The sequence below is a fragment of the Capnocytophaga sp. FDAARGOS_737 genome (assembly GCF_009730375.1).
Classification (GTDB): Bacteria; Bacteroidota; Bacteroidia; order Flavobacteriales; family Flavobacteriaceae; genus Capnocytophaga; species Capnocytophaga leadbetteri.
Map to the genome: position 1 here is coordinate 2,634,405 of NZ_CP046316.1, position 18,313 is coordinate 2,652,717.

21 protein-coding genes and 1 pseudogene are annotated in these 18,313 nt (G+C 37.4%); 12 read left to right on the plus strand and 10 right to left on the minus strand.

Going from position 1 to position 18,313, the window contains the following annotated elements; all coding sequences use genetic code 11:
* Positions 1 to 75: 75 nt before the first annotated feature.
* From FOC45_RS11800 to FOC45_RS11825, 4 genes are all read right to left on the minus strand, one after another.
* Positions 76 to 513, minus strand: coding sequence for a hypothetical protein (locus tag FOC45_RS11800; protein WP_009388479.1), 438 nt, complete (start codon positions 511 to 513; stop codon positions 76 to 78).
* Between the two features lie 267 nt (positions 514 to 780).
* Positions 781 to 1,032 carry a hypothetical protein gene (locus tag FOC45_RS11810; protein ID WP_009388478.1) on the minus strand — a complete coding sequence of 84 codons (252 nt, stop codon included), beginning with the start codon at positions 1,030 to 1,032 and terminating at the stop codon, positions 781 to 783.
* 3 nt (positions 1,033 to 1,035) lie between these two features.
* The gene (locus FOC45_RS11815; protein ID WP_155846672.1) at positions 1,036 to 2,205 is read right to left on the minus strand and encodes a DUF2931 family protein; all 1,170 of its coding nucleotides are present in this window, start codon (positions 2,203 to 2,205) and stop codon (positions 1,036 to 1,038) included.
* Between the two features lie 102 nt (positions 2,206 to 2,307).
* The gene (locus tag FOC45_RS11825) at positions 2,308 to 3,066 is read right to left on the minus strand and encodes a hypothetical protein (protein ID WP_009388476.1); all 759 of its coding nucleotides are present in this window, start codon (positions 3,064 to 3,066) and stop codon (positions 2,308 to 2,310) included.
* A 52-nt stretch (positions 3,067 to 3,118) separates the two neighbouring features.
* Between FOC45_RS11825 and FOC45_RS11830 the strand changes: the two are divergent.
* A pseudogene (locus tag FOC45_RS11830) lies at positions 3,119 to 3,577 on the plus strand (conjugal transfer protein TraG); the annotation flags it as partial.
* Positions 3,578 to 3,620: 43 nt separating this feature from the next.
* Here FOC45_RS11830 and FOC45_RS11835 read toward each other — a convergent pair.
* From FOC45_RS11835 to FOC45_RS12035, 5 genes are all read right to left on the minus strand, one after another.
* Positions 3,621 to 4,220, minus strand: a complete 600-nt coding sequence (locus FOC45_RS11835; protein WP_155846673.1) for a toxin-antitoxin system YwqK family antitoxin — start codon at positions 4,218 to 4,220, stop codon at positions 3,621 to 3,623.
* A gap of 511 nt (positions 4,221 to 4,731) precedes the next feature.
* Positions 4,732 to 5,418, minus strand: a complete 687-nt coding sequence (locus tag FOC45_RS11845; RefSeq protein ID WP_009388471.1) for a hypothetical protein — start codon at positions 5,416 to 5,418, stop codon at positions 4,732 to 4,734.
* Positions 5,415 to 6,131, minus strand: coding sequence for a hypothetical protein (locus FOC45_RS12030; protein WP_009388470.1), 717 nt, complete (start codon positions 6,129 to 6,131; stop codon positions 5,415 to 5,417). The genes FOC45_RS11845 and FOC45_RS12030 overlap by 4 nt, the downstream gene beginning before the upstream one ends.
* A 32-nt stretch (positions 6,132 to 6,163) precedes the next feature.
* On the minus strand, positions 6,164 to 6,703 hold the full coding sequence (locus tag FOC45_RS11855; RefSeq protein WP_009388467.1) for a hypothetical protein: 540 nt from the start codon (positions 6,701 to 6,703) through the stop codon (positions 6,164 to 6,166).
* Between the two features lie 473 nt (positions 6,704 to 7,176).
* Positions 7,177 to 7,419 (minus strand): hypothetical protein, encoded by a 243-nt coding sequence (locus FOC45_RS12035; protein ID WP_196774060.1) that lies wholly within the window; start codon positions 7,417 to 7,419, stop codon positions 7,177 to 7,179.
* 269 nt (positions 7,420 to 7,688) lie between these two features.
* Here FOC45_RS12035 and rpiB point away from each other — a divergent pair, with 269 nt between their 5' ends.
* The 11 genes from rpiB to FOC45_RS11910 all read left to right on the plus strand — a co-directional run bounded on the left by rpiB (position 7,689) and on the right by FOC45_RS11910 (position 17,464).
* Positions 7,689 to 8,111, plus strand: a complete 423-nt coding sequence (gene rpiB, locus FOC45_RS11860; protein WP_009388463.1) for a ribose 5-phosphate isomerase B — start codon at positions 7,689 to 7,691, stop codon at positions 8,109 to 8,111.
* Positions 8,112 to 8,132: 21 nt separating this feature from the next.
* Positions 8,133 to 8,846 carry a ThiF family adenylyltransferase gene (locus tag FOC45_RS11865; protein WP_009388461.1) on the plus strand — a complete coding sequence of 238 codons (714 nt, stop codon included), beginning with the start codon at positions 8,133 to 8,135 and terminating at the stop codon, positions 8,844 to 8,846.
* 62 nt (positions 8,847 to 8,908) lie between these two features.
* Entirely contained in the window at positions 8,909 to 9,484 is a 576-nt protein-coding gene (locus FOC45_RS11870; protein WP_034540219.1) for a DUF3592 domain-containing protein, read from the plus strand.
* A gap of 126 nt (positions 9,485 to 9,610) precedes the next feature.
* The gene (locus FOC45_RS11875; RefSeq protein ID WP_009388458.1) at positions 9,611 to 9,793 is read left to right on the plus strand and encodes a hypothetical protein; all 183 of its coding nucleotides are present in this window, start codon (positions 9,611 to 9,613) and stop codon (positions 9,791 to 9,793) included.
* Positions 9,783 to 10,331, plus strand: coding sequence for a GNAT family N-acetyltransferase (locus tag FOC45_RS11880; protein ID WP_009388456.1), 549 nt, complete (start codon positions 9,783 to 9,785; stop codon positions 10,329 to 10,331). Before FOC45_RS11875 ends, FOC45_RS11880 begins: the two co-directional genes overlap by 11 nt.
* 64 nt (positions 10,332 to 10,395) lie before the next feature.
* Positions 10,396 to 12,015 carry a glucose-6-phosphate isomerase gene (pgi, locus tag FOC45_RS11885; RefSeq protein ID WP_009388454.1) on the plus strand — a complete coding sequence of 540 codons (1,620 nt, stop codon included), beginning with the start codon at positions 10,396 to 10,398 and terminating at the stop codon, positions 12,013 to 12,015.
* A gap of 95 nt (positions 12,016 to 12,110) precedes the next feature.
* Positions 12,111 to 12,917, plus strand: coding sequence for a type I methionyl aminopeptidase (map, locus tag FOC45_RS11890; protein ID WP_009388452.1), 807 nt, complete (start codon positions 12,111 to 12,113; stop codon positions 12,915 to 12,917).
* A 34-nt stretch (positions 12,918 to 12,951) separates the two neighbouring features.
* Positions 12,952 to 13,137 (plus strand): hypothetical protein, encoded by a 186-nt coding sequence (locus tag FOC45_RS11895; protein ID WP_009388451.1) that lies wholly within the window; start codon positions 12,952 to 12,954, stop codon positions 13,135 to 13,137.
* A 247-nt stretch (positions 13,138 to 13,384) separates the two neighbouring features.
* On the plus strand, positions 13,385 to 15,133 hold the full coding sequence (gene aspS, locus FOC45_RS11900; protein ID WP_009388449.1) for an aspartate--tRNA ligase: 1,749 nt from the start codon (positions 13,385 to 13,387) through the stop codon (positions 15,131 to 15,133).
* A gap of 17 nt (positions 15,134 to 15,150) precedes the next feature.
* Positions 15,151 to 15,699: a dioxygenase gene (locus FOC45_RS11905; protein ID WP_009388448.1), complete on the plus strand. Its 549-nt coding sequence runs from the start codon at positions 15,151 to 15,153 to the stop codon at positions 15,697 to 15,699.
* Between the two features lie 364 nt (positions 15,700 to 16,063).
* Positions 16,064 to 17,464, plus strand: a complete 1,401-nt coding sequence (locus tag FOC45_RS11910; RefSeq protein ID WP_231121865.1) for an IPT/TIG domain-containing protein — start codon at positions 16,064 to 16,066, stop codon at positions 17,462 to 17,464.
* 290 nt (positions 17,465 to 17,754) lie between these two features.
* On the opposite strand, the gene FOC45_RS11915 is transcribed toward FOC45_RS11910, so the two are convergent.
* On the minus strand, positions 17,755 to 18,249 hold the full coding sequence (locus tag FOC45_RS11915) for a TlpA disulfide reductase family protein (protein WP_009388441.1): 495 nt from the start codon (positions 18,247 to 18,249) through the stop codon (positions 17,755 to 17,757).
* Between the last annotated feature and the right edge of the window lie 64 nt (positions 18,250 to 18,313).

The window sequence follows — 18,313 nt, forward strand, 5'->3', positions numbered from 1 at the left end:
AACTTTATAAGTAACAAAGCATAAAAAAGGTTGCCCAGACTTCTGAGCAACCTCTTTCTATATTCTATTAGATGATTAACTTCCTAAGGTATACCAATGTACGCCTATCAAATATTGAAACTCCGCTGAAAACGACAACCGTACGGCAACTACCAGCAGAAAAGTCAATGCCGATAAGCCTATCTTCTGGTACGTCTTGCTCACGGTGGCAATGAGCATTCCTAATAAAAAAGCTGCCCCTGTGCTCACAATATAAATCAGAGCTAAACTGAAATGTGCATCAGGCAGACTCCCTGCAATAAGCATTAACCCCGTAAACGGAAGAACAATGCGTAAGGCACTTTGTAGGCATTCTTGGGGTCTCTCTCTTACAAAGAGATAACTCATAATCACTACCCCTGTTAAGTACAGCGGTAGGGTTACCAAATGATCTCCATAGGCTATTGAATTTATAAACAAGTAAAGTGCAATAGCTGAGATAAGTTCTAAAAAGATTTGTACTGATTTTTTCATAATAAAAATGATTAATTATGGGAGTATTAGTTCTTTTCCTTCTTCTGGATTAAATATTTTAGAATTTTGCGACAAAGTTATAAGATATTCTCTTCTCTGTCAAGTAAGTTAGCAAAGTTTAAGATTGTTTTAACTTTTAATTGTGGACTTTGTATTGTTTTTAATGAAAAACGTGTTTAAACTTTTTTGAGGAACTTGGATATAAACCCTAATAAAAGCATTCCAATCCAAGTTACATCAAGATACTCGTATCTCATTATCAAACCTTTACCATTTGGTATCACCTCCATATATTCTTATATTGCTGCGATTGCCTTCTTTTAGTATAAAGCCATCTTTTCTGAGTAAGGGGTATAGATTCCACTTATGAGCTTCTCCAAACTTGCATTCTCCCCAAGCTGTGGTGGCTAATAAGAAGAGTTGCTGGTCAATAGAGGTCTCTAAGGTGGTCTTGGCAAGGTCGCGCTTCTCTATCAACGCCTTGAAGTCTATGGGGGTTTTGTAGTAAGTGCCTTTCATAGATTACTCTTTTGGATATAATTGGATGTCAAATGTACTATTAAATAGCTCAAACTCTACATTGGGGATTTCTTGCATTATATCATCTTTTTTTAGGTATAGCTTAGGATTTTCAAATTTTTCATCTATTTCTAAATGTAGATCAAAGGGCTGTTTTCCTATCCTTTCATAAAACTCCTTAAAAAGCTTTACAAGTTGTTGCTCTCGTTTGCGATATTGGTCATAAGGTAAAACAGAAAACTCCTTACCGCCTACATTACCTGGAAATACCCTAAACTCATACCTCCCTCCAGGAGCATCAAAAGTAGTTGCCAATTCAATAGGAATAGGCTTAGGTTCAGGTGTAATAAAATAATTCACTTCATTAAGTTTTAACCTCCTCTCAGCATTGATAAACACAACGTGATTCTCTTCTTCTCCAACTATTTTTTCAGGATAATCATTTCTATCTACTAAATGAAATGTAAAGCGCCAAGGATATTTCACACTAATTTTATCCCAAATATCAGTGGGAATAGTATTATTCTTTATTTCATTTAATGTCTGCTTAGGTAATTCTTCCTGAAAGAATTTTACATATTCCAACCTTGTATCTTCTCCTGCTACTGTCCCTTTCATTAGTCGCATTTCCCTATGAAAAGCATCATCATCCTTAACTATATATTCTTCTCCTTGGTAAATTCCTAATAAAAAGGTATTCACACCATACAAATACAACATTACTTTTCCACCTGGAATAGGTACTACCTTAAAGTCAATGCCTCCTCCATCTCTGTAAATATATTCCTCCTGTTCAAAAATAGCTTCAATATACTTATGGTCTAAATCAAACTCACCCTTAAAGAATTTATTCTCAGCATAAGAAAACCATTTAATTTTCATTTTATGAGGTAGTGGACGAAATTCATCCCCCACTATCATCATCCCTGCATCACCAAATAAACGACTTCTTAACAGTTGACCAGTAGGAATATTTCCTCCTCTTCCGATCGGATCAGTTAACTCTCCATAGATTATTTCCATTGGATAACCATCATCTGCAGCTGTTAATACCAGCCATTCATAGTTATTATTCATATTATTATATATCTTTTTTACATAATCTGTATTTTTAAAATAAAATAAAAATATAGAAAAAATACATACTATGATTATTATACTATTTTTTTTCATAATAAACGTGTTTAAACTTTTTTGAGGAACTTGGAGATAAACCCTAATAAAAGCATTCCAATACAAGTTACATCAAGATACTCGTATCTCATTATCAAACCTTTACCATTTGGTATCGCCTCCATATATTTTCATAGTGCTGCGATTACCTTCTTTTAGTATAAAGCCATCTTTTCTTAAGAGGGGGTATAGATTCCACTTATGAGCTTCTCCATACAGCAATATAATTTTTTTATCAGTAGATTTTTTGATGAAATCAAATAAATATTCATCTCTATAATGGCGCGTTAATAAGTATTTGTATTGTTTGTAGTTGGCACAAGTATACTTAGCATTCATAGGCGTAGCATAATCGCAACTATCTAAGGCAATCTTTACTTTCTCTTCGGTTTCTATAAGGTGTATAAGGTCTTTAAAATTAGTATCAGCGCGGGTATCACCTTCTATAATACCAGTATTTTCTTTAGTCTGCGCTACAAACTTCTTATAAAACTTGGGGGTAGATTTATTTTTTTCGTCATCATAGCCACCAGAGATATTTATGCATAATATTTTGCGTACTTTCATCATAATAGTATCTTGTTCTTGCTTAGTTTCTCCTCCTGTTACTACGCCTTCGTAGTAGATAGCATATCCTTGTTGGCGTTTTTCAGTTATAAACTGTTTTACTTTGTCGTAATATTCTTGCCTTGCGACGTGAATCATCGGGATATGGATAATTTCGCGCTCTTCTTTTACCCATACGCTTTTTTTCTTCATAGGGTCTTTTTTGTTGTAGAAAGTAATAAAAGCTCTTGTACAAGAACTTACTGAAAAGGCAATGAGCAGTATAGCTCCCATTTTTTTTAATAACTGTTTCATATGCGTTAAAATTTAATATATTGCACGGCAAATATAGTAGGCACGAGCTATAAGTTCGCGCCAGCAGGGGGAGACAGCAAAAACACTCTCAGAGCGGTTTGGAAAAGTACTGCAAAAGCGGCAGTCAATGACTATCAACCGCAATGATACTTCTACTTCTATATCTACGCAGTTAGACAGTCTTATCCCTGCCAGCAAGATTGCCAACCTCACTCAAGAAATGTTCGTTGGAGCAGTCTCTGACAACTTTGATGAGCGCATAGACCAGAAGATATTCCACGCTCAGATTATAGTAGATAACAAGAAAGTAGCTGCTGAGACCAAAGCCTACCAGAAAATCCCCGAAGTCCTCTCCTTTACTGATGCTAATGGCAACGATACTACCAAAGAACAGGTAGAAGCCAATTATCGCCAGATAAAGTTAGATGTCATTGAAATCATTGAACGCGAGAAAGAACGTATCGCCAATGACCCTGAACTGAGGCATTTGGTGAAGAAAGAGGGAGAATAAACAAAAAAGGCTATCCGCTTAAAATTTGGATGGTCATATTCTCTCAATAGCAAGGTTCATTTTTATTAAATAAGCAATGAGGAAAGCGGACATCTACACTATCTTTTATAGAATAGATTTTTAGGCTATCAATAGTGCCATTTTTGTTGTAGTATTTCCACTCTCCTACCTTGCAATTGTTCTCTACTTTGCCTTCTTCTTTTATATTTCCACTTTCATAATAAAAATCTTTCCAGTAACCAGAACCATCTGTAAATTGGGTTTTATATAAAAGATTGTCGTTCATATCTTTTGTTATATATACCCCATTTATCGTCCCTTTTTTATAGCTTATTTTTTTCAGTGTTAACCTTTTGTCTTTTTGATAATAGAACACTTCATATTCTACAGAATAACCATTTAAGATTGTTACTTTTTCTAATCCAATCGTTACTTTTTTAGAAAAATAATTATTTAAAAGAGAAATATTATGTTCAATTATATATTGAGGTTTATCATCCAAACGGATTTCTAAAATTTGCCCTTTTTTATTTATTTTATGCCTCTTTACAAAAGAGGCAATTTCTATTTCATCAAAAGGGCTTACTACATCTGATGAATCTATTTTTTTTATATAAATGATAATTATAAGGAATAGGTTCAATTTTTTGAGCATATCCCTCCATAAAAAATATAAATAAACAACCAATGTATATTATTTTATTCCTTATCATTGTAATATTTTTCAACTTCATTCTGCATAATTTTTATTTGCCATTGAGTAAAAGAGATTCTTTTATTATCAAGCTGTTTAAACTTATTTCTATAATAAAGTAAAAGTTCCCGAAAATTAGTAATTTTGTGTTTGAAAAAAAAAAGAACGCCAAAATTCAGGAACTTTGGGCAAAGATACAATAAATAATTGGATTATTCCCTTTTTAAGTGTAGTAAAAAGAGCCTAATCCCCGAAATGGAGAGCAACCAGATGTTTATTTTGATAAAGAATTGTACAAAAATAGGTTTAAAATTGAACAAGCAAATGGTTGGCTTGACGGATATAAAGGTTTGATAATGAGATACGAGTATCTTGATGTAACTTGGATTGGAATGCTTTTATTAGGGTTTATCTCCAAGTTCCTCAAAAAAGTTTAAACACGTTTTATGATAAATTAATTTCATTGTTTCACTATCTTTCCTGTTTCAGTGATTTTAAATATGTCAGTACTATGATAAGAAAAATCTTCTCCTTCATCTAATTCTCCTGAACAAAAAAAATCTGTTTGAATTTTTATTTTAAAGTTCTTATCAATGCAAAATGTTCGCTCTGATGAACATTCATCAGCGAGGCGATAATAAAGAATGATACTGTCTATATAATTCCCTTGTTTATCAAATGTTTGTAACTCTATACGCGGTACTGAATATTCATTTATTCGTATATATCCATATAGAACGGTAGTTATAGAATCATTTATTTGTATTTTCTTTACAGCAAAAGGAGGAGAGTCCTCACTTTCTTGATAATAGGGGTAAGCTATCAAAACTTCTTCATTAGTTATAAAATCAATCGTACCTTTATGAAAAAGGGCATTTACTTCCTTGTTTAACGATTTTTTTAACTTATGAAAGCCTAAAAATTTATCAATATCTACATAATACAAATGATCTTTCACATAACTACCTTTTATACAAAAAGGCAACGAAACTTCTTCTAAATCATCAAACGAAATTTCTTTTGGAGGATAACTTAACTCTTGCTGAGTTGTAGTTTCTTTTTTTTCTGTCTCTTTTTCTGTAACCTTCGGTTTTTGTCTACAAGCTATAAAATTAACAAATAATAAAAATAAAATTATCTTTCTCATTTTTCTATTTTTTTAAACTTTCCTGTTGTATTATCTATTTTATATTCTTCATAATTATCCACTATTATAGAAGATTCATCATATACAAGATATACAGTTGAAATTTTTTGTTTTTTTAAGTTTATATAATAGTATTTTTCATATGCTGATAATGTATTTGCATTATTATAGTATTCGTAACATAATAAAGAATCTATTATATCATTGTTTAAGTAAGAATACAATATAGTTTTTATATGTTCTTCGTGATTATTTTTAACAATCAAATTATTTTTAAATTTCAAGTTTATATTACTATTTAATGTGATACTATCCATTAATTTTTTTTCTTTTCTGAATAGTTTATAATAATTAATTTCAATTTTATCATATAAACAAGAATCTTCTCTATTGAAATAATCTATACTACAAGTTTCTTTTAATTTTTCTATAAACAATTTATCTCCAATTAAAGGACTTCCTAATAAACTATCTGTAATTTCTTTATTTATATTTGGTAGCTCTTGATTTTGATAATCCGTTTGAGATTTACTTTTATTCTGACAAGAAAAAATTATTATTAAAAACGATAATAAAATTCTTTTTATAACACTTTTATTAAATCTTGAATGTAAATGACTATTATGCAAAGAACCCTTTTTCTCTTGAATTGCATTATCAAATTTTTTCTTGTCTTTTCCTGTAATTTGTTTGTTAAAACCAAAATTATTCATTGCAGTTATAAATTTTTGTTCATCAGAATCTTTTAAAATATAATATCATCAATAATATACTTATCCTTCTTCTTAGCTACTTTTAATTGTACGCTATCATATCTATTAAAAAAGAAATCAAAAATATAAACATTATATCTTTCTGAACTTATTTTCTTTACTTTAAGAGAGTCTAACCATTTTAGGTTGATATCTTGGGCATTTAGAATAAAATCCATATCTCTATCTTCAGTAGGTTTTATTTTTTTTATCAATTTATTTGATAAATAATTTTTCTTAATTCTTATCAATTCATCTTCACATTTTTTTTCTTCTTCATATAAATCAGAGCACGGTATTTTATCTCGTTGCCTGATGTACTTATCATAAAATTCCAAAATCATTTTTGTAGCTTCATCAGTTTCTTCTTTAGGCACTTGAATTGGTGCAATTGTATCTTTTTCTACTATGGTATCTCTTTTGATAGAGGAAATAGTATCTGTAGTATCATCAGAAGATGATACTTGGGTATTGTTATTGTTACAAGAAAATAACAATAAACACGCTGAAATAAAATAATAAATCTTTACCATCTGAATATTTTAAAATTAACTTCTCTTTTTTCTTCTTTTCTCTTTTTGAAGCTGTTTAAACTTATTTCTATAATAAAGTAAAAGTTCCCGAAAATTAGTAATTTTGTGTTTGAAAAAAAAGAACACCAAAATTCAGGAACTTTGGGCAAAGATACAATAAATAATTGGATTATTCCCTTTTTAAGTGTAGGAAAGTAAAAAAGAAAACTATATATGTCTTGCGTTCAAGTTCCTCAAAAAAGTTTAAACACGTTTTTAATAATGTTTTTTGCCTATAGGTTAAATATAAGAAAAATTTTCCCCCTATACTTTCCCTTTACTTTGGATATAGCTTCCCTTTAGGATCACCGAACAAATTTCGAAAGACCGCCAAAGTATAAACATCTAATTCCCCACTAAACCCCAGAAAAATATCCTACCCAGCCCTCCCAATCCTCCCAGCCTTCTCAGCCCTCCCACTTGTCCCACTTGTCTCACCTGTCCCACAATCGCCCCCACATACCCAGCTCCATGCATTCGCTGGCTTTGGCTCGCACTCCCACCCGTTCCACTCGTCTCACTTGTCCCACTCGTCCCACTCGTCCCACTCGTCTCACCTGTCCCACAATCGCCCGTGCAGCTCGCACTCCCACTCGTCCCACAATCGCCGGTGCGGCTCGCACTCCCACCCGCCCCACCTGTCCCACAATCGCCCCCACATACCCAGCTCCATGCATTCGCTGGCTTTGGCTCGCCCTCCCACTTGTCCCACCTGTCCCACTTGTCTCACTCGTCTCACCTGTCCCACCCGTCCCATAATCGCCGGTGCGGCTCGCCCTCCCACTCGTCCCAGCCTTCCCATTCTTCACAGCCCTCCCAATCCTCCCAGCCTTCTCAGCCCTCTCAATCCTCTCAGCCTTCTCAGCCCTCCCATTAATCAAATAATTTTTATTAATTACCAATTATTTATTAGTTTTGCAAAAATATTTAAAACACCATACAAAAAATGAATATTGCTATAGGTAATGACCACGCCGGAGTAGCCTACAAACAGGCCATCATAACAGCCCTCCAAGCACAAGGGCATCAAGTACTTAATTGCGGAACCGACACTCCCGAGAGTGTAGATTACCCCGACTTTGGGCACGCGGTTGCCCGTGCTATCGAAGAAGGCAAAGCACAAGTGGGCATTGTCATTTGCGGCAGCGGCAACGGTATCGCTATGACCGTCAATAAACACGCTTCTATACGCTGCGCCCTCTGCTGGACAAAAGAAATCGCCGCTCTCGCTCGCGCTCATAACGACGCTAATGTGGTGAGTATCCCAGCGCGTTTCACCGCTATAGAGCAGGCAGTAGCCATTGTCGAGACTTTCCTCGCTACCCCTTTTGAAGGAGGGCGACACCAAAAAAGAGTATGCAAAATTTAACTTCCCCTTAAAAGAGCAAAAGTGAACTGGTTAGAACGAACAGAACTCCTCGTAAAAGAAGAAGGGATACAAAAATTGCAAAATGCCCGGGTGCTAATAGTAGGATTGGGCGGAGTAGGGGGGTCTGCGGCAGAGTTTATCACTCGTGCAGGCATAGGCAACCTCACTATAGTAGATGGCGATGTGGTATCGCTCACTAATATCAACCGCCAGCTACCCGCTTTGCATAGCACCATAGGCAAACCTAAAACAGAAGTAGTAGCAGAGCGCCTTTTAGACATCAACCCCGCTCTTAACCTTACGGTCATAAACGAGTTTTTATCGCCTGAGCGCGCGTGGGATATTGTCACCCCTGACTACGATTATGTGATAGACTGCATCGATAGCATCACTCCGAAGCTCAATCTTATTTTGTCCTCAAAGCGCAAACGCGTAAAGATAGTCAGTTGTATGGGGGCAGGAGGGGCAACCGATGTTTCGCAAATAAAGGTCGTCGATTTGATGAAGACCTATAATTGCCCATTGGCGAAGTTCATCCGCAAACGACTCAAAAACGAACACATCGATTCCGGAGTAAAGGCGGTCTTTTCGGCAGAGATAGTTTCTAAGGACAGTATGCAGCGCACCGATGGCTTAGATTATAAGAAGTCGTATTACGGCACCATCAGTTTTCTCCCAGCCGCCTTCGGACTCCACGCCGCTGCCACCGTAATAAACTATCTACTAAAGCGATAACTTAAGTTTGCTAAATAGGCAATAATTTTGTATATTTGCATTTTTAGAACATAAATAACAATATGCCTTCAATTCGAATCTTTTGGACAATCACAGCGGTTTCAGTAATGGCTCTTGCTCTTGTGTTTTTCCCTATAGATAGCTTTGAAACTTATGGCATTCCCTGCGCAATAGCCTTAGGCATATCGGTAGGGGTTCTTTCCTATTTGGCTATGGCCAAGGTTAAAAATTTTAGCGAACTCTACACCGCTATGTACGATAAAGAGGCTAAGTCAAATAACTTTATCAGTGTGGCCATTACGTATGCCATAATGGTGGGGTCGAGTATTTTGTTTTACCAATTGATAAGTCATCGTATTGAGAATTTACTTAAAGCAGAAGGAGTTTATACCCAAGCAACTATTGAAGAGCGGCAAAAAGACACCAGTCGCAGAAGAGGCAGCATTTATACTACTTACACTATAAGGATAACATATAATGATAAGCAAAGCGGACAATCCCATAAGGTCAATGGTAAAATTGCTAAAGATGTCTATGAAAATCTCTATCAAGGTCAAGAAATAGAAGTGCTTTATTTACCTAAACACCCCTCCATTTTCCGATTGATGACAGAGGACAACATCACACGTTACAAATAACTAAAAAGTTGAAAGATGAGTTTGTGGTATTTTGATAAGTTATTTGATAGAGAAGAGATAACAATTTTCGTGTTTTACGATTATTTTGTACATTTGCATTTTGAAAACAATTAAAATCTGAAAACTATGGCAAGAGAGATAAAACCAACCCCTGTATTAGAGGGACAAGATGTAATAGAGTTCTATAAAAAAATGGCCTCTTTCAAAGATGATTTAAAAAAATTAGGTATTACTCGCGAGAGTATAGAGAGAGATGCTGCTAAATTTAGAACGATGTTTAAAGTAAAAGTTGTAGGCGATGAAAAATAATGCAGATGAAATATCTATTTTATTGCTCACAGAAAACTATCCGATAAAACCTTTTGATTGTGAAGACGAAGATTTGAACGATTTTCTATTTAATGAAGCAGTTCCTTATCGAAAAGAATTGCTGGCTACCACTTTTGTAATGGAGAATGATAAACAGACCTTAGGTTATTACAGTTTGCTGAATGATAGCTTACAATTAAAGGAAGAAATGTTTACCAGCAAGAGTCAGTTCAGAAAATTCTTAAGAGAGTTAGTGCCTTATCCTAAACGACATTTAAAAACAATACCAGCTCTTAAGATAGGGCGTTTAGCTATTGATAAAACTTTCAAAGGTAAAGGATTAGGTTCTGTGATTATGGCAAACATCATTAGTAAATGTATCAAGATGAATGAGGAACAAGCCTGCAGACTTATCACGGTTGATGCTTATAAGCAGGCAGTACCTTTTTATCAAAAGATGGGATTTAAGTTTTTAATAGAAGGAGATAAAGACGATACCACCCGACTAATGTTCCTTGATTTAACAAGTTTTATTTAGAAAACAAAACCAACCCCCTTTCTAACGACTAACGACTAACAACTAATAAATAATTATACTAAAAATGTTAAAAAATAGTAATCCAACACAAACCAATGCTTGGAAAGCATTGCAAAAACATTTCGCGGAAGTAAAAGACCGCCATACCCTTTCTCTTTTCGAGAAAGATGCTGCTCGCGCTGATAAATTCAGCATTCAGTGGCACGATTTCTATGTAGATTATTCTAAAAACCGCATTGATGAGGAAACAATGAAGCTCCTCGAGCAATTAGCGGACGAGTGTAACCTTAAAGAGGCTATCGAAAAGTACTTCGGTGGCGACCTTATTAACAACACCGAAAAACGTGCGGTTTTGCACACAGCCCTTCGCGCGCCCGAAAACAGCGTAGTGAATGTCGATGGCAAGAACGTAATGCCCGAAGTAGCAGCTGTAAAGCACAAAATCAAACAGTTTAGCGAGGAAGTCATCAGTGGCAAACGCAAAGGTTATAGCGGTAAAGCCTTTACCGATGTAGTAAATATTGGTATTGGTGGCTCTGATTTAGGTCCAGCAATGGTAACAGAGGCACTTAAGTTCTACAAAAATCACCTCAATGTACATTTCATCAGCAATGTAGATGGTGACCACGTGCTCGAAACCATTAAGCACCTCAATCCAGAAACTACCCTGATAGTGATTGTATCTAAAACTTTCACTACATTAGAAACCCTTTCTAACGCTCTTACTGTAAAAGAATGGTTTCTCAAATCAGGTAGCGAGAAAGATATTGCTAAACACTTTGTAGCGGTGTCTACTAACCTACAAGAGATTGACAAATTCGGCATCGACCCTGATAACGTATTCCCTATGTGGGATTGGGTAGGCGGACGCTTCTCATTGTGGAGTGCCGTAGGCTTGAGCATCGCTCTATCAGTAGGATATGACAATTTTGATAAATTGCTCAAAGGAGCGCACGCTATAGACGAGCATTTCCGTACAGCTCCGTTTGCAAACAATATTCCGGTAGTCTTGGCATTGCTCAGTGTGTGGTACAACAACTTCTACGGAGCTGAAAGTCAAGCTATCATTCCTTATACTCAGTATTTGCACCGCTTAGCAGCATACCTACAACAAGGTATAATGGAAAGTAACGGCAAGCAAACCGACCGCGATGGCAACCCTATCCCTTATCAAACAGGGGTGATTATCTGGGGCGAACCAGGTACGAACTCTCAACACGCGTTCTTCCAGCTTATTCACCAAGGTACTAAATTGATACCTACTGATTTCATTGGCTTTAAACACTCATTGCACGGTAATACCGACCATCATAACAAGCTAATGGCCAACTTCTTTGCTCAAACCGAAGCCCTTCTTAAAGGTAAGACTGAAGCTGAGGTGCGCAAAGAAATGGGCGATAAGGTAAACGAAGCGTTGGTGCCTTTCAAAGTATTTACAGGCAATCGTCCTACCACTTCTTTCCTTATTGATAAACTTACCCCAGAGAGCTTAGGTAGCCTTATTGCTATGTACGAGCATAAGATATTCGTAGAGGGCGTTATTTGGAACATCTATAGCTACGACCAATGGGGCGTAGAGCTTGGCAAACAGTTGGCAAGCAAAATTCTTAAAGACATTGCAACTACTGAAATCTCAGCTCACGACAGCTCAACCACCAATTTACTAAAACAATTTAAAAAATAAATAAAGGTGTTAGTTATCAGTCGTTAGTGGTTAGAAATCGTAGTATTCTAACGACTAACGACTAACGACTAACGACTAACAGCTAATCGCTAAAAATGATTCATATTAGAACAACCGAAGAAATAGAACTACTACATCAGGCAGCCCAAGTGGTATCACGCACTTTGGGGTTAATGGCAAAAGAAGTAAAACCAGGGGTAACCACCCTCTACTTAGATAAGATAGCAGAAGAATATATTCGCAGTCAGGGGGCAATCCCAGGATTTTTGGGGTTGTATGGCTTCCCTAACACGCTATGTATGAGTCCTAATGCACAAGTAGTACACGGTATCCCTAACGACCGTCCGCTACAAGAGGGCGACATCATCTCAATAGACTGTGGAGCTTTGAAAAACGGTTACTACGGCGACCACGCTTATACTTTCGAGGTAGGCGAAGTAGCTCCCGAAGTAAAAGAACTATTACGTGTAACCAAAGAATCGTTGTATATAGGTATCCGTCAGTTTCGTGCGGGCAATCGTGTAGGCGATGTGGGACACGCTATACAACAACACTGCGAGGCTCACGGCTACGGAGTAGTGCGCGAACTCGTAGGGCACGGCGTAGGACGCAAGATGCACGAAGACCCCGAGATGCCCAACTACGGAAAGCGCGGTAATGGTAAGAAGTTTAAAGACGGAATGGTAGTGGCCATAGAGCCGATGATAAATATGGGTACTAAGAGTATTCGCCAACTAAAAGACGGCTGGACAATCCTCACTGCCGATGGCAAACCTTCAGCCCACTTCGAACACGATGTAGCCCTCATCGATGGCAAACCCCGATTGCTTTCCACCTTCAAATACATATACGAAGCCTTAGGCATTGAAAGCAATGAAGAGGATGAGTTTTTGCTCAATTAGCAAAATTTAAATAGCATTAAAAAAAGAGAGCATAATGGAAAAAGAAAAAGTAAACGAGAGAGTAGTGCTGCACAAAACCCATAATGCAGAGACTATAGAGATTAGAAACCCCAGTGAAAAGCTATTAGCTTTTATGGATGAGCTTGCTGAGAGAGCAAGAAAGCGGAAAGAAGAAATAATGAAAAAAATATATAAAGAAGAAGATTATATAACTATTTAACAGTGAACTTAAGTGATAAACATCATTTTATTTCACCCCAACATTTTAGAAGTTACCTTTTTCATACCCTATTTACAAAAGAAAATCCTAAAGATTTGCTCATAAGTAATAGAGTTATCCCTAATATTCATATAGGGAACCATTATATCTCTTTTATCTATAAACAAAAACATCAACCCTATGTAGATATTCTTACTGAGGAACTAGAAGAATATCAAAAGTAATTCAAAATTCATAATTAAAAGAAATGTACAGAACGCATACTTGTGGAGAGCTACGCCTCTCGCACGAAAACCAACAAGTAACCCTTAGCGGATGGGTGCAACGCGTCCGCAATAAGGGATTTATGATTTGGGTAGACCTACGCGACCGCTATGGCATTACCCAGCTTATTTTTGACGAAGAACGCACTGACAAAGCAGTATTCGAGAAAGCGAAAACCCTTTCGCGCGAAGACGTGATTCAGATACAAGGTACTGTTATCAAGCGCGAGGCTGCTAATACAAATATCCCTACGGGAGAGGTGGAAATCCTCGTTACAGCACTCACCTTGCTCAACCATTCTGAACTTCCTCCTTTTACCATTGAAGACAATACCGATGGCGGTGAAGACCTCCGTATGAAGTACCGCTATCTCGATATACGTCGTACCCCTGTGCGCGATAACCTTATTTTCCGCCACAAAGTGGGGATAATGGTGCGCAACTACCTTTCTGAACAAGGTTTTATAGAGGTAGAAACCCCTGTACTTATCAAATCAACGCCTGAAGGAGCACGCGATTTTGTAGTGCCTAGCCGTATGAACCCAGGTGAGTTCTACGCTCTCCCTCAATCGCCACAAACCTTTAAGCAGTTGCTTATGGTAGGCGGATTAGACAAATACTTCCAAATTGTAAAGTGCTTCCGCGATGAAGACCTCCGCGCTGACCGTCAGCCAGAGTTTACCCAAATAGACTGCGAAATGTCGTTTGTAGAACAAGAGGACATCATCCAGACCTTTGAAGGATTGGCAAAACACCTCCTCAAAGAACTCAAAGGCTTAGAGTTCGGGGCTTTCCCTCGTATGACCTACGCCGAGGCAATGAAAACTTATGGCAACGACAAACCCGATATCCGTTTTGGTATGAAGTTCGGCGAGCTCAACGACCTTGCGCAACACCGCGATTTTAAGGTTTTCAACGAAGCAGAATTAGTAGTAGGTATTGCCGTACCTGGTGCTAACAGCTATACCCGCAAAGAGATTGACGCTTTGGTAGAATGGGTAAAACGTCCGCAAGTAGGCGCTTCGGGAATGGTATATGTAAAATGCAATGAAGACGGCACCTTCAAATCGTCAGTAGATAAATTCTATAACGAGGATGACCTCAAAGCGTGGGCAGAGCGCACTGGCGCTCAAGCAGGCGACCTTATCTGCATCCTTTCAGGCAAGGCAAATAAAGTACGTGGACAACTCAGTGCCCTCCGTATGGAACTCGCTGAGCGTCTCGGCTTGCGCAAACCTGATGAGTATGCCCCTCTGTGGGTGGTAGATTTCCCACTTTTGGAATGGAGCGAAGAGGAAGAGCGCTTCTTTGCGATGCACCACCCTTTCACCTCTCCTAAACCTGAGGATATTCCGTTACTCGACAGCAACCCAGGGGCAGTACGTGCAAATGCTTACGACCTCGTGCTCAACGGTAATGAAGTAGGCGGTGGTTCTATACGTATCTTCAACCAAGAGTTACAAGCCAAAATGTTTGAGCTATTAGGCTTTACCCCAGAGCAAGCACAGGCACAATTTGGCTTCTTGATGAACGCCTTCCGATACGGTGCTCCTCCTCACGGTGGTTTGGCTTTTGGTTTCGACCGATTGGTAGCACTGCTCGGCGGACAAGAAACTATCCGCGACTTTATCGCTTTCCCTAAAAACAATAGCGGTCGCGATGTGATGATTGATGCCCCCTCCCCTATCGATGATGCGCAACTGAAAGAACTAAGCATTCAATTAGCAAATTAGAAATTAAAATTCTTTTAATGACTAAGAAAATTCCAGCTCTATTTGTAGGACACGGTAACCCTATGAACGCTCTTGATGAGCAGAATCCTTTTAACCAAAAGTTTGCCGAAATCACACAGACTTTTGATAAACCAAAAGCTATCTTGTGTATTTCTGCTCACTGGTATAGTGAGGGGTTATTTATTATGGGAAACCCTAACCCTCCAATGATGTATGATTTCTACGGATTTCCAAAAGCTCTCAGCGAAGTGCAATATCCCGCTAAAGGTTCTCCAGAGTTAGTAGCACAAGTGAAAGAACTACTTGCAGATACTGACCTAAAAGTAGACCCCGAACGTGGATTTGACCACGGTGCTTGGGCGGTATTAAAGTTCTTGTACCCCAAGGCAGATATTCCCGTAGTACAACTGAGCTTAGATGCTACCAAGCCTGCTCAATGGCACGCCGATTTAGCCAAAAAACTCGCTCCCTTGCGCAAACAAGGAGTATTGATTTTAGCAAGCGGGGATATTATACATAACTTACGCCTGATGAACTTTCGTTATATCAATGATTTAGGGTTATGATTGGGCTTTTGCCTTTCGTGATCAAATCAATCAAACGATAACCGATAATAACTTAGAGGTATTAGTTCATTTTGAGCAATTCGGAGAAAACGCAAAACTATCAGTCCCCACCCCCGATCATTACTTGCCTTTGCTCTATGTAATGGCTTTGCGAGAAGAAGATGATGAAGTGCTGATTTTCAATGATTCAATAGTAGGAGGTTCTATCAGTATGACCTCAGTACTCGTAGGAGGAAAGTCTTAGATCATAAGAATTAAATCTATAAAAAAAGGCTGTTGCAAAGTAAAATTTGCGACAGCCTTTGTTCTGTTTACGAAAAATAATATTACTTTTGCAATGTAAAATGCTAAAAATAAAATGTATATGAAACAAGTTTTAAAAGCAGTAGGCTTAGTGCTCTTACTACTCACTTCTTGTAGCAAAGAGGAATCTAACCCTAACAATGGTAACGGAAATGGGAACGGTAACGGAAATGTTACCCCACCCGTAGAACAAAAAGCAATTGTGATCACTTCGTATAGCAAAAACTACGGCTATGCAGGTGATAGCGTGGATATTTTAGGCGAAAATTTCCCTAAAAAAGAACAATGTAAAGTAACTTTTGGAGATACTGAAGCTACTATCACCTCAGTTTCAGCCGATGGCAAGAAACTCACCCTTGTATTACCCCGCAGTAGTACCTATTTGCCAGAGTTGAAATTCTACTTTGGCGAAAAAACTGTGGTAGACAACAAAGTAACCAATGACTATGAGCAAAAAATAGGTATTATTGACAAGGCTGTAGGGGAATGGGTAAAGACTCAATGTCGTTATATTAGTCAAAATGAAAGTAGTACTTATATACAAGTACAAGTTGTAAAAGATCGTATCTATTGTAATGCTATGTCGTATTACCGTGAAATTTTTTTCAGTAAAGATAATGGTATTAGTTGGAAAAAATGGGCTTCTTCAGGCCCTTTTGTAAGTCAATCAAATTTTTATATAACGCCTTCTTATGAAGGACTTAATCTTTATACAGGATTTAAAAAACAGGAAACAGGAGTTTACAAAGTGCCTTCTGAAGGAATAGAGGGTTTTACAATTAATCCAGGAGAACTTGTTTTTGAAATAGAAAATAAACCCTACAGTAAGGTATTTTGTGACGATACTATGAAAAATATTGTATTTGTTGCGCAAGATGGCAGTGTTTATAAATCGACTAATGGGAAAGATTTTAATATGATAAAAGAAAATAACGTATTTTTTCCCACAGCAGCTCATTTTCAAAGAGATATAAACCATATATGGGTTGGAGGAGGTGTGTATGACAAAGATGTTCCATACAAAAAAGAAATACCTTATATACTATTCTGTAATGGTAATAATGGACAATGGACAGAATATATACACAAATCAGCCTCTGAAGGATTAGTATCATACATAATCTCAATAGATTTCCCCACTAATGAAGTAGGATATAGCATTTTATGGTTAGAAGAAAAATATAAAATACTAAAATCAACAAATGGAGGACATAATTGGCAAGAACTATCTTTTGTACTAAGAAAAACAGGCTCAGAAAATACTGATATATCTATGGCTTTTCAAAATGAAAATACGGGCTGGGTATCATTAGACAAAGTTATCTATAAAACTACTGATGGTGGCAATACTTGGCAAAAGGAGTTTGAAGCCGAAAGCAATATCAAAAAACTTTACTATACTCAAAATGTGTTATACGCTTTTGCCGAAAATGGTTTGCTATACCGCTACTATTTTAAATAGTGAATTTACAGGCTTAAAAGAAAACATCGCTTTTTGCCTTGAGAACAAGCTCGATATGGCACTGTTTTGCTATTAGTGAAAAGTTGCTAAACAAAAGCTGTCGCAAATCTTACTTTGCGACAGCTTTTTTTATACTATCTCGCCGACTTTCCTTCGCTTATTGTTCGCTCATTGTTCGCTCATCGTTCGTCACATACTCGGCTGCGCCAGCTCGCCGACTTTTGTTCGCTCATCGTTCGATTATCCTTCGCTCATCGTTCGGTGAAAGTAAGGGCAAATTAACTTAGGGGTTAATTCTTTATGTATTTTGCTAATGTTTTCATTAGGTCTTGTCCGCGTAGGGTTTCGCCTTGACTTAATAAGTTGCCCTCAGGGTCAATGAGGAATGCTGAAGGTAGGCTCTCTACTCCATAACTGTCAGAAGTCTTTTTGTCGTCTAAAAGTTGCGTCCAGACTAAACCATCGGCCTTGATGGCGTCTAACCATTTTTCGCGGTCGCGGGGTTTGTCTACTGATACTGATACAATAGTGAAGTTCTGATTTTTGTAGGTATTATAGGCCTTGCGTAGGTGGCGACTCTCTTGTCGGCAAGGGCCACACCACGATGCCCAAAAATCTATCAGCACATATTTGCCTTTTAGAGAGGAAAGGTTGAACTTTTCGCCACTAGGCTGTACCAATTCTATAGCAGGTACAGGACTATGGCGCTGTAGCGATTGTGCTAAGCTCGGCAGCACTCCTAAAAAAAGAAGGGCTATAGTAGCTATGCATATTCTCTTTTTCATAAATATAATAAATTGTTTATTAATACATTGGCACTTCCCACAAAAACAATGCCACGAAAAAATA

Bases quoted from the DNA above. Each gene is read 5' to 3' on its own strand.
- FOC45_RS11800 (WP_009388479.1), bottom strand. From the start codon at position 513: ATGAAAAAATCAGTACAAATCTTTTTAGAACTTATCTCAGCTATTGCA.
- FOC45_RS11810 (WP_009388478.1), bottom strand. From the start codon at position 1,032: ATGAAAGGCACTTACTACAAAACCCCCATAGACTTCAAGGCGTTGATA.
- FOC45_RS11815 (WP_155846672.1), bottom strand. From the start codon at position 2,205: ATGAAAAAAAATAGTATAATAATCATAGTATGTATTTTTTCTATATTT.
- FOC45_RS11825 (WP_009388476.1), bottom strand. From the start codon at position 3,066: ATGAAACAGTTATTAAAAAAAATGGGAGCTATACTGCTCATTGCCTTT.
- FOC45_RS11845 (WP_009388471.1), bottom strand. From the start codon at position 5,418: ATGAGAAAGATAATTTTATTTTTATTATTTGTTAATTTTATAGCTTGT.
- FOC45_RS12030 (WP_009388470.1), bottom strand. From the start codon at position 6,131: ATGAATAATTTTGGTTTTAACAAACAAATTACAGGAAAAGACAAGAAA.
- FOC45_RS11855 (WP_009388467.1), bottom strand. From the start codon at position 6,703: ATGGTAAAGATTTATTATTTTATTTCAGCGTGTTTATTGTTATTTTCT.
- FOC45_RS12035 (WP_196774060.1), bottom strand. From the start codon at position 7,419: ATGCATGGAGCTGGGTATGTGGGGGCGATTGTGGGACAGGTGGGGCGG.
- rpiB (WP_009388463.1), top strand. From the start codon at position 7,689: ATGAATATTGCTATAGGTAATGACCACGCCGGAGTAGCCTACAAACAG.
- FOC45_RS11870 (WP_034540219.1), top strand. From the start codon at position 8,909: ATGCCTTCAATTCGAATCTTTTGGACAATCACAGCGGTTTCAGTAATG.
- FOC45_RS11875 (WP_009388458.1), top strand. From the start codon at position 9,611: ATGGCAAGAGAGATAAAACCAACCCCTGTATTAGAGGGACAAGATGTA.
- FOC45_RS11880 (WP_009388456.1), top strand. From the start codon at position 9,783: ATGAAAAATAATGCAGATGAAATATCTATTTTATTGCTCACAGAAAAC.
- pgi (WP_009388454.1), top strand. From the start codon at position 10,396: ATGTTAAAAAATAGTAATCCAACACAAACCAATGCTTGGAAAGCATTG.
- map (WP_009388452.1), top strand. From the start codon at position 12,111: ATGATTCATATTAGAACAACCGAAGAAATAGAACTACTACATCAGGCA.
- FOC45_RS11895 (WP_009388451.1), top strand. From the start codon at position 12,952: ATGGAAAAAGAAAAAGTAAACGAGAGAGTAGTGCTGCACAAAACCCAT.
- aspS (WP_009388449.1), top strand. From the start codon at position 13,385: ATGTACAGAACGCATACTTGTGGAGAGCTACGCCTCTCGCACGAAAAC.
- FOC45_RS11905 (WP_009388448.1), top strand. From the start codon at position 15,151: ATGACTAAGAAAATTCCAGCTCTATTTGTAGGACACGGTAACCCTATG.
- FOC45_RS11910 (WP_231121865.1), top strand. From the start codon at position 16,064: ATGAAACAAGTTTTAAAAGCAGTAGGCTTAGTGCTCTTACTACTCACT.
- FOC45_RS11915 (WP_009388441.1), bottom strand. From the start codon at position 18,249: ATGAAAAAGAGAATATGCATAGCTACTATAGCCCTTCTTTTTTTAGGA.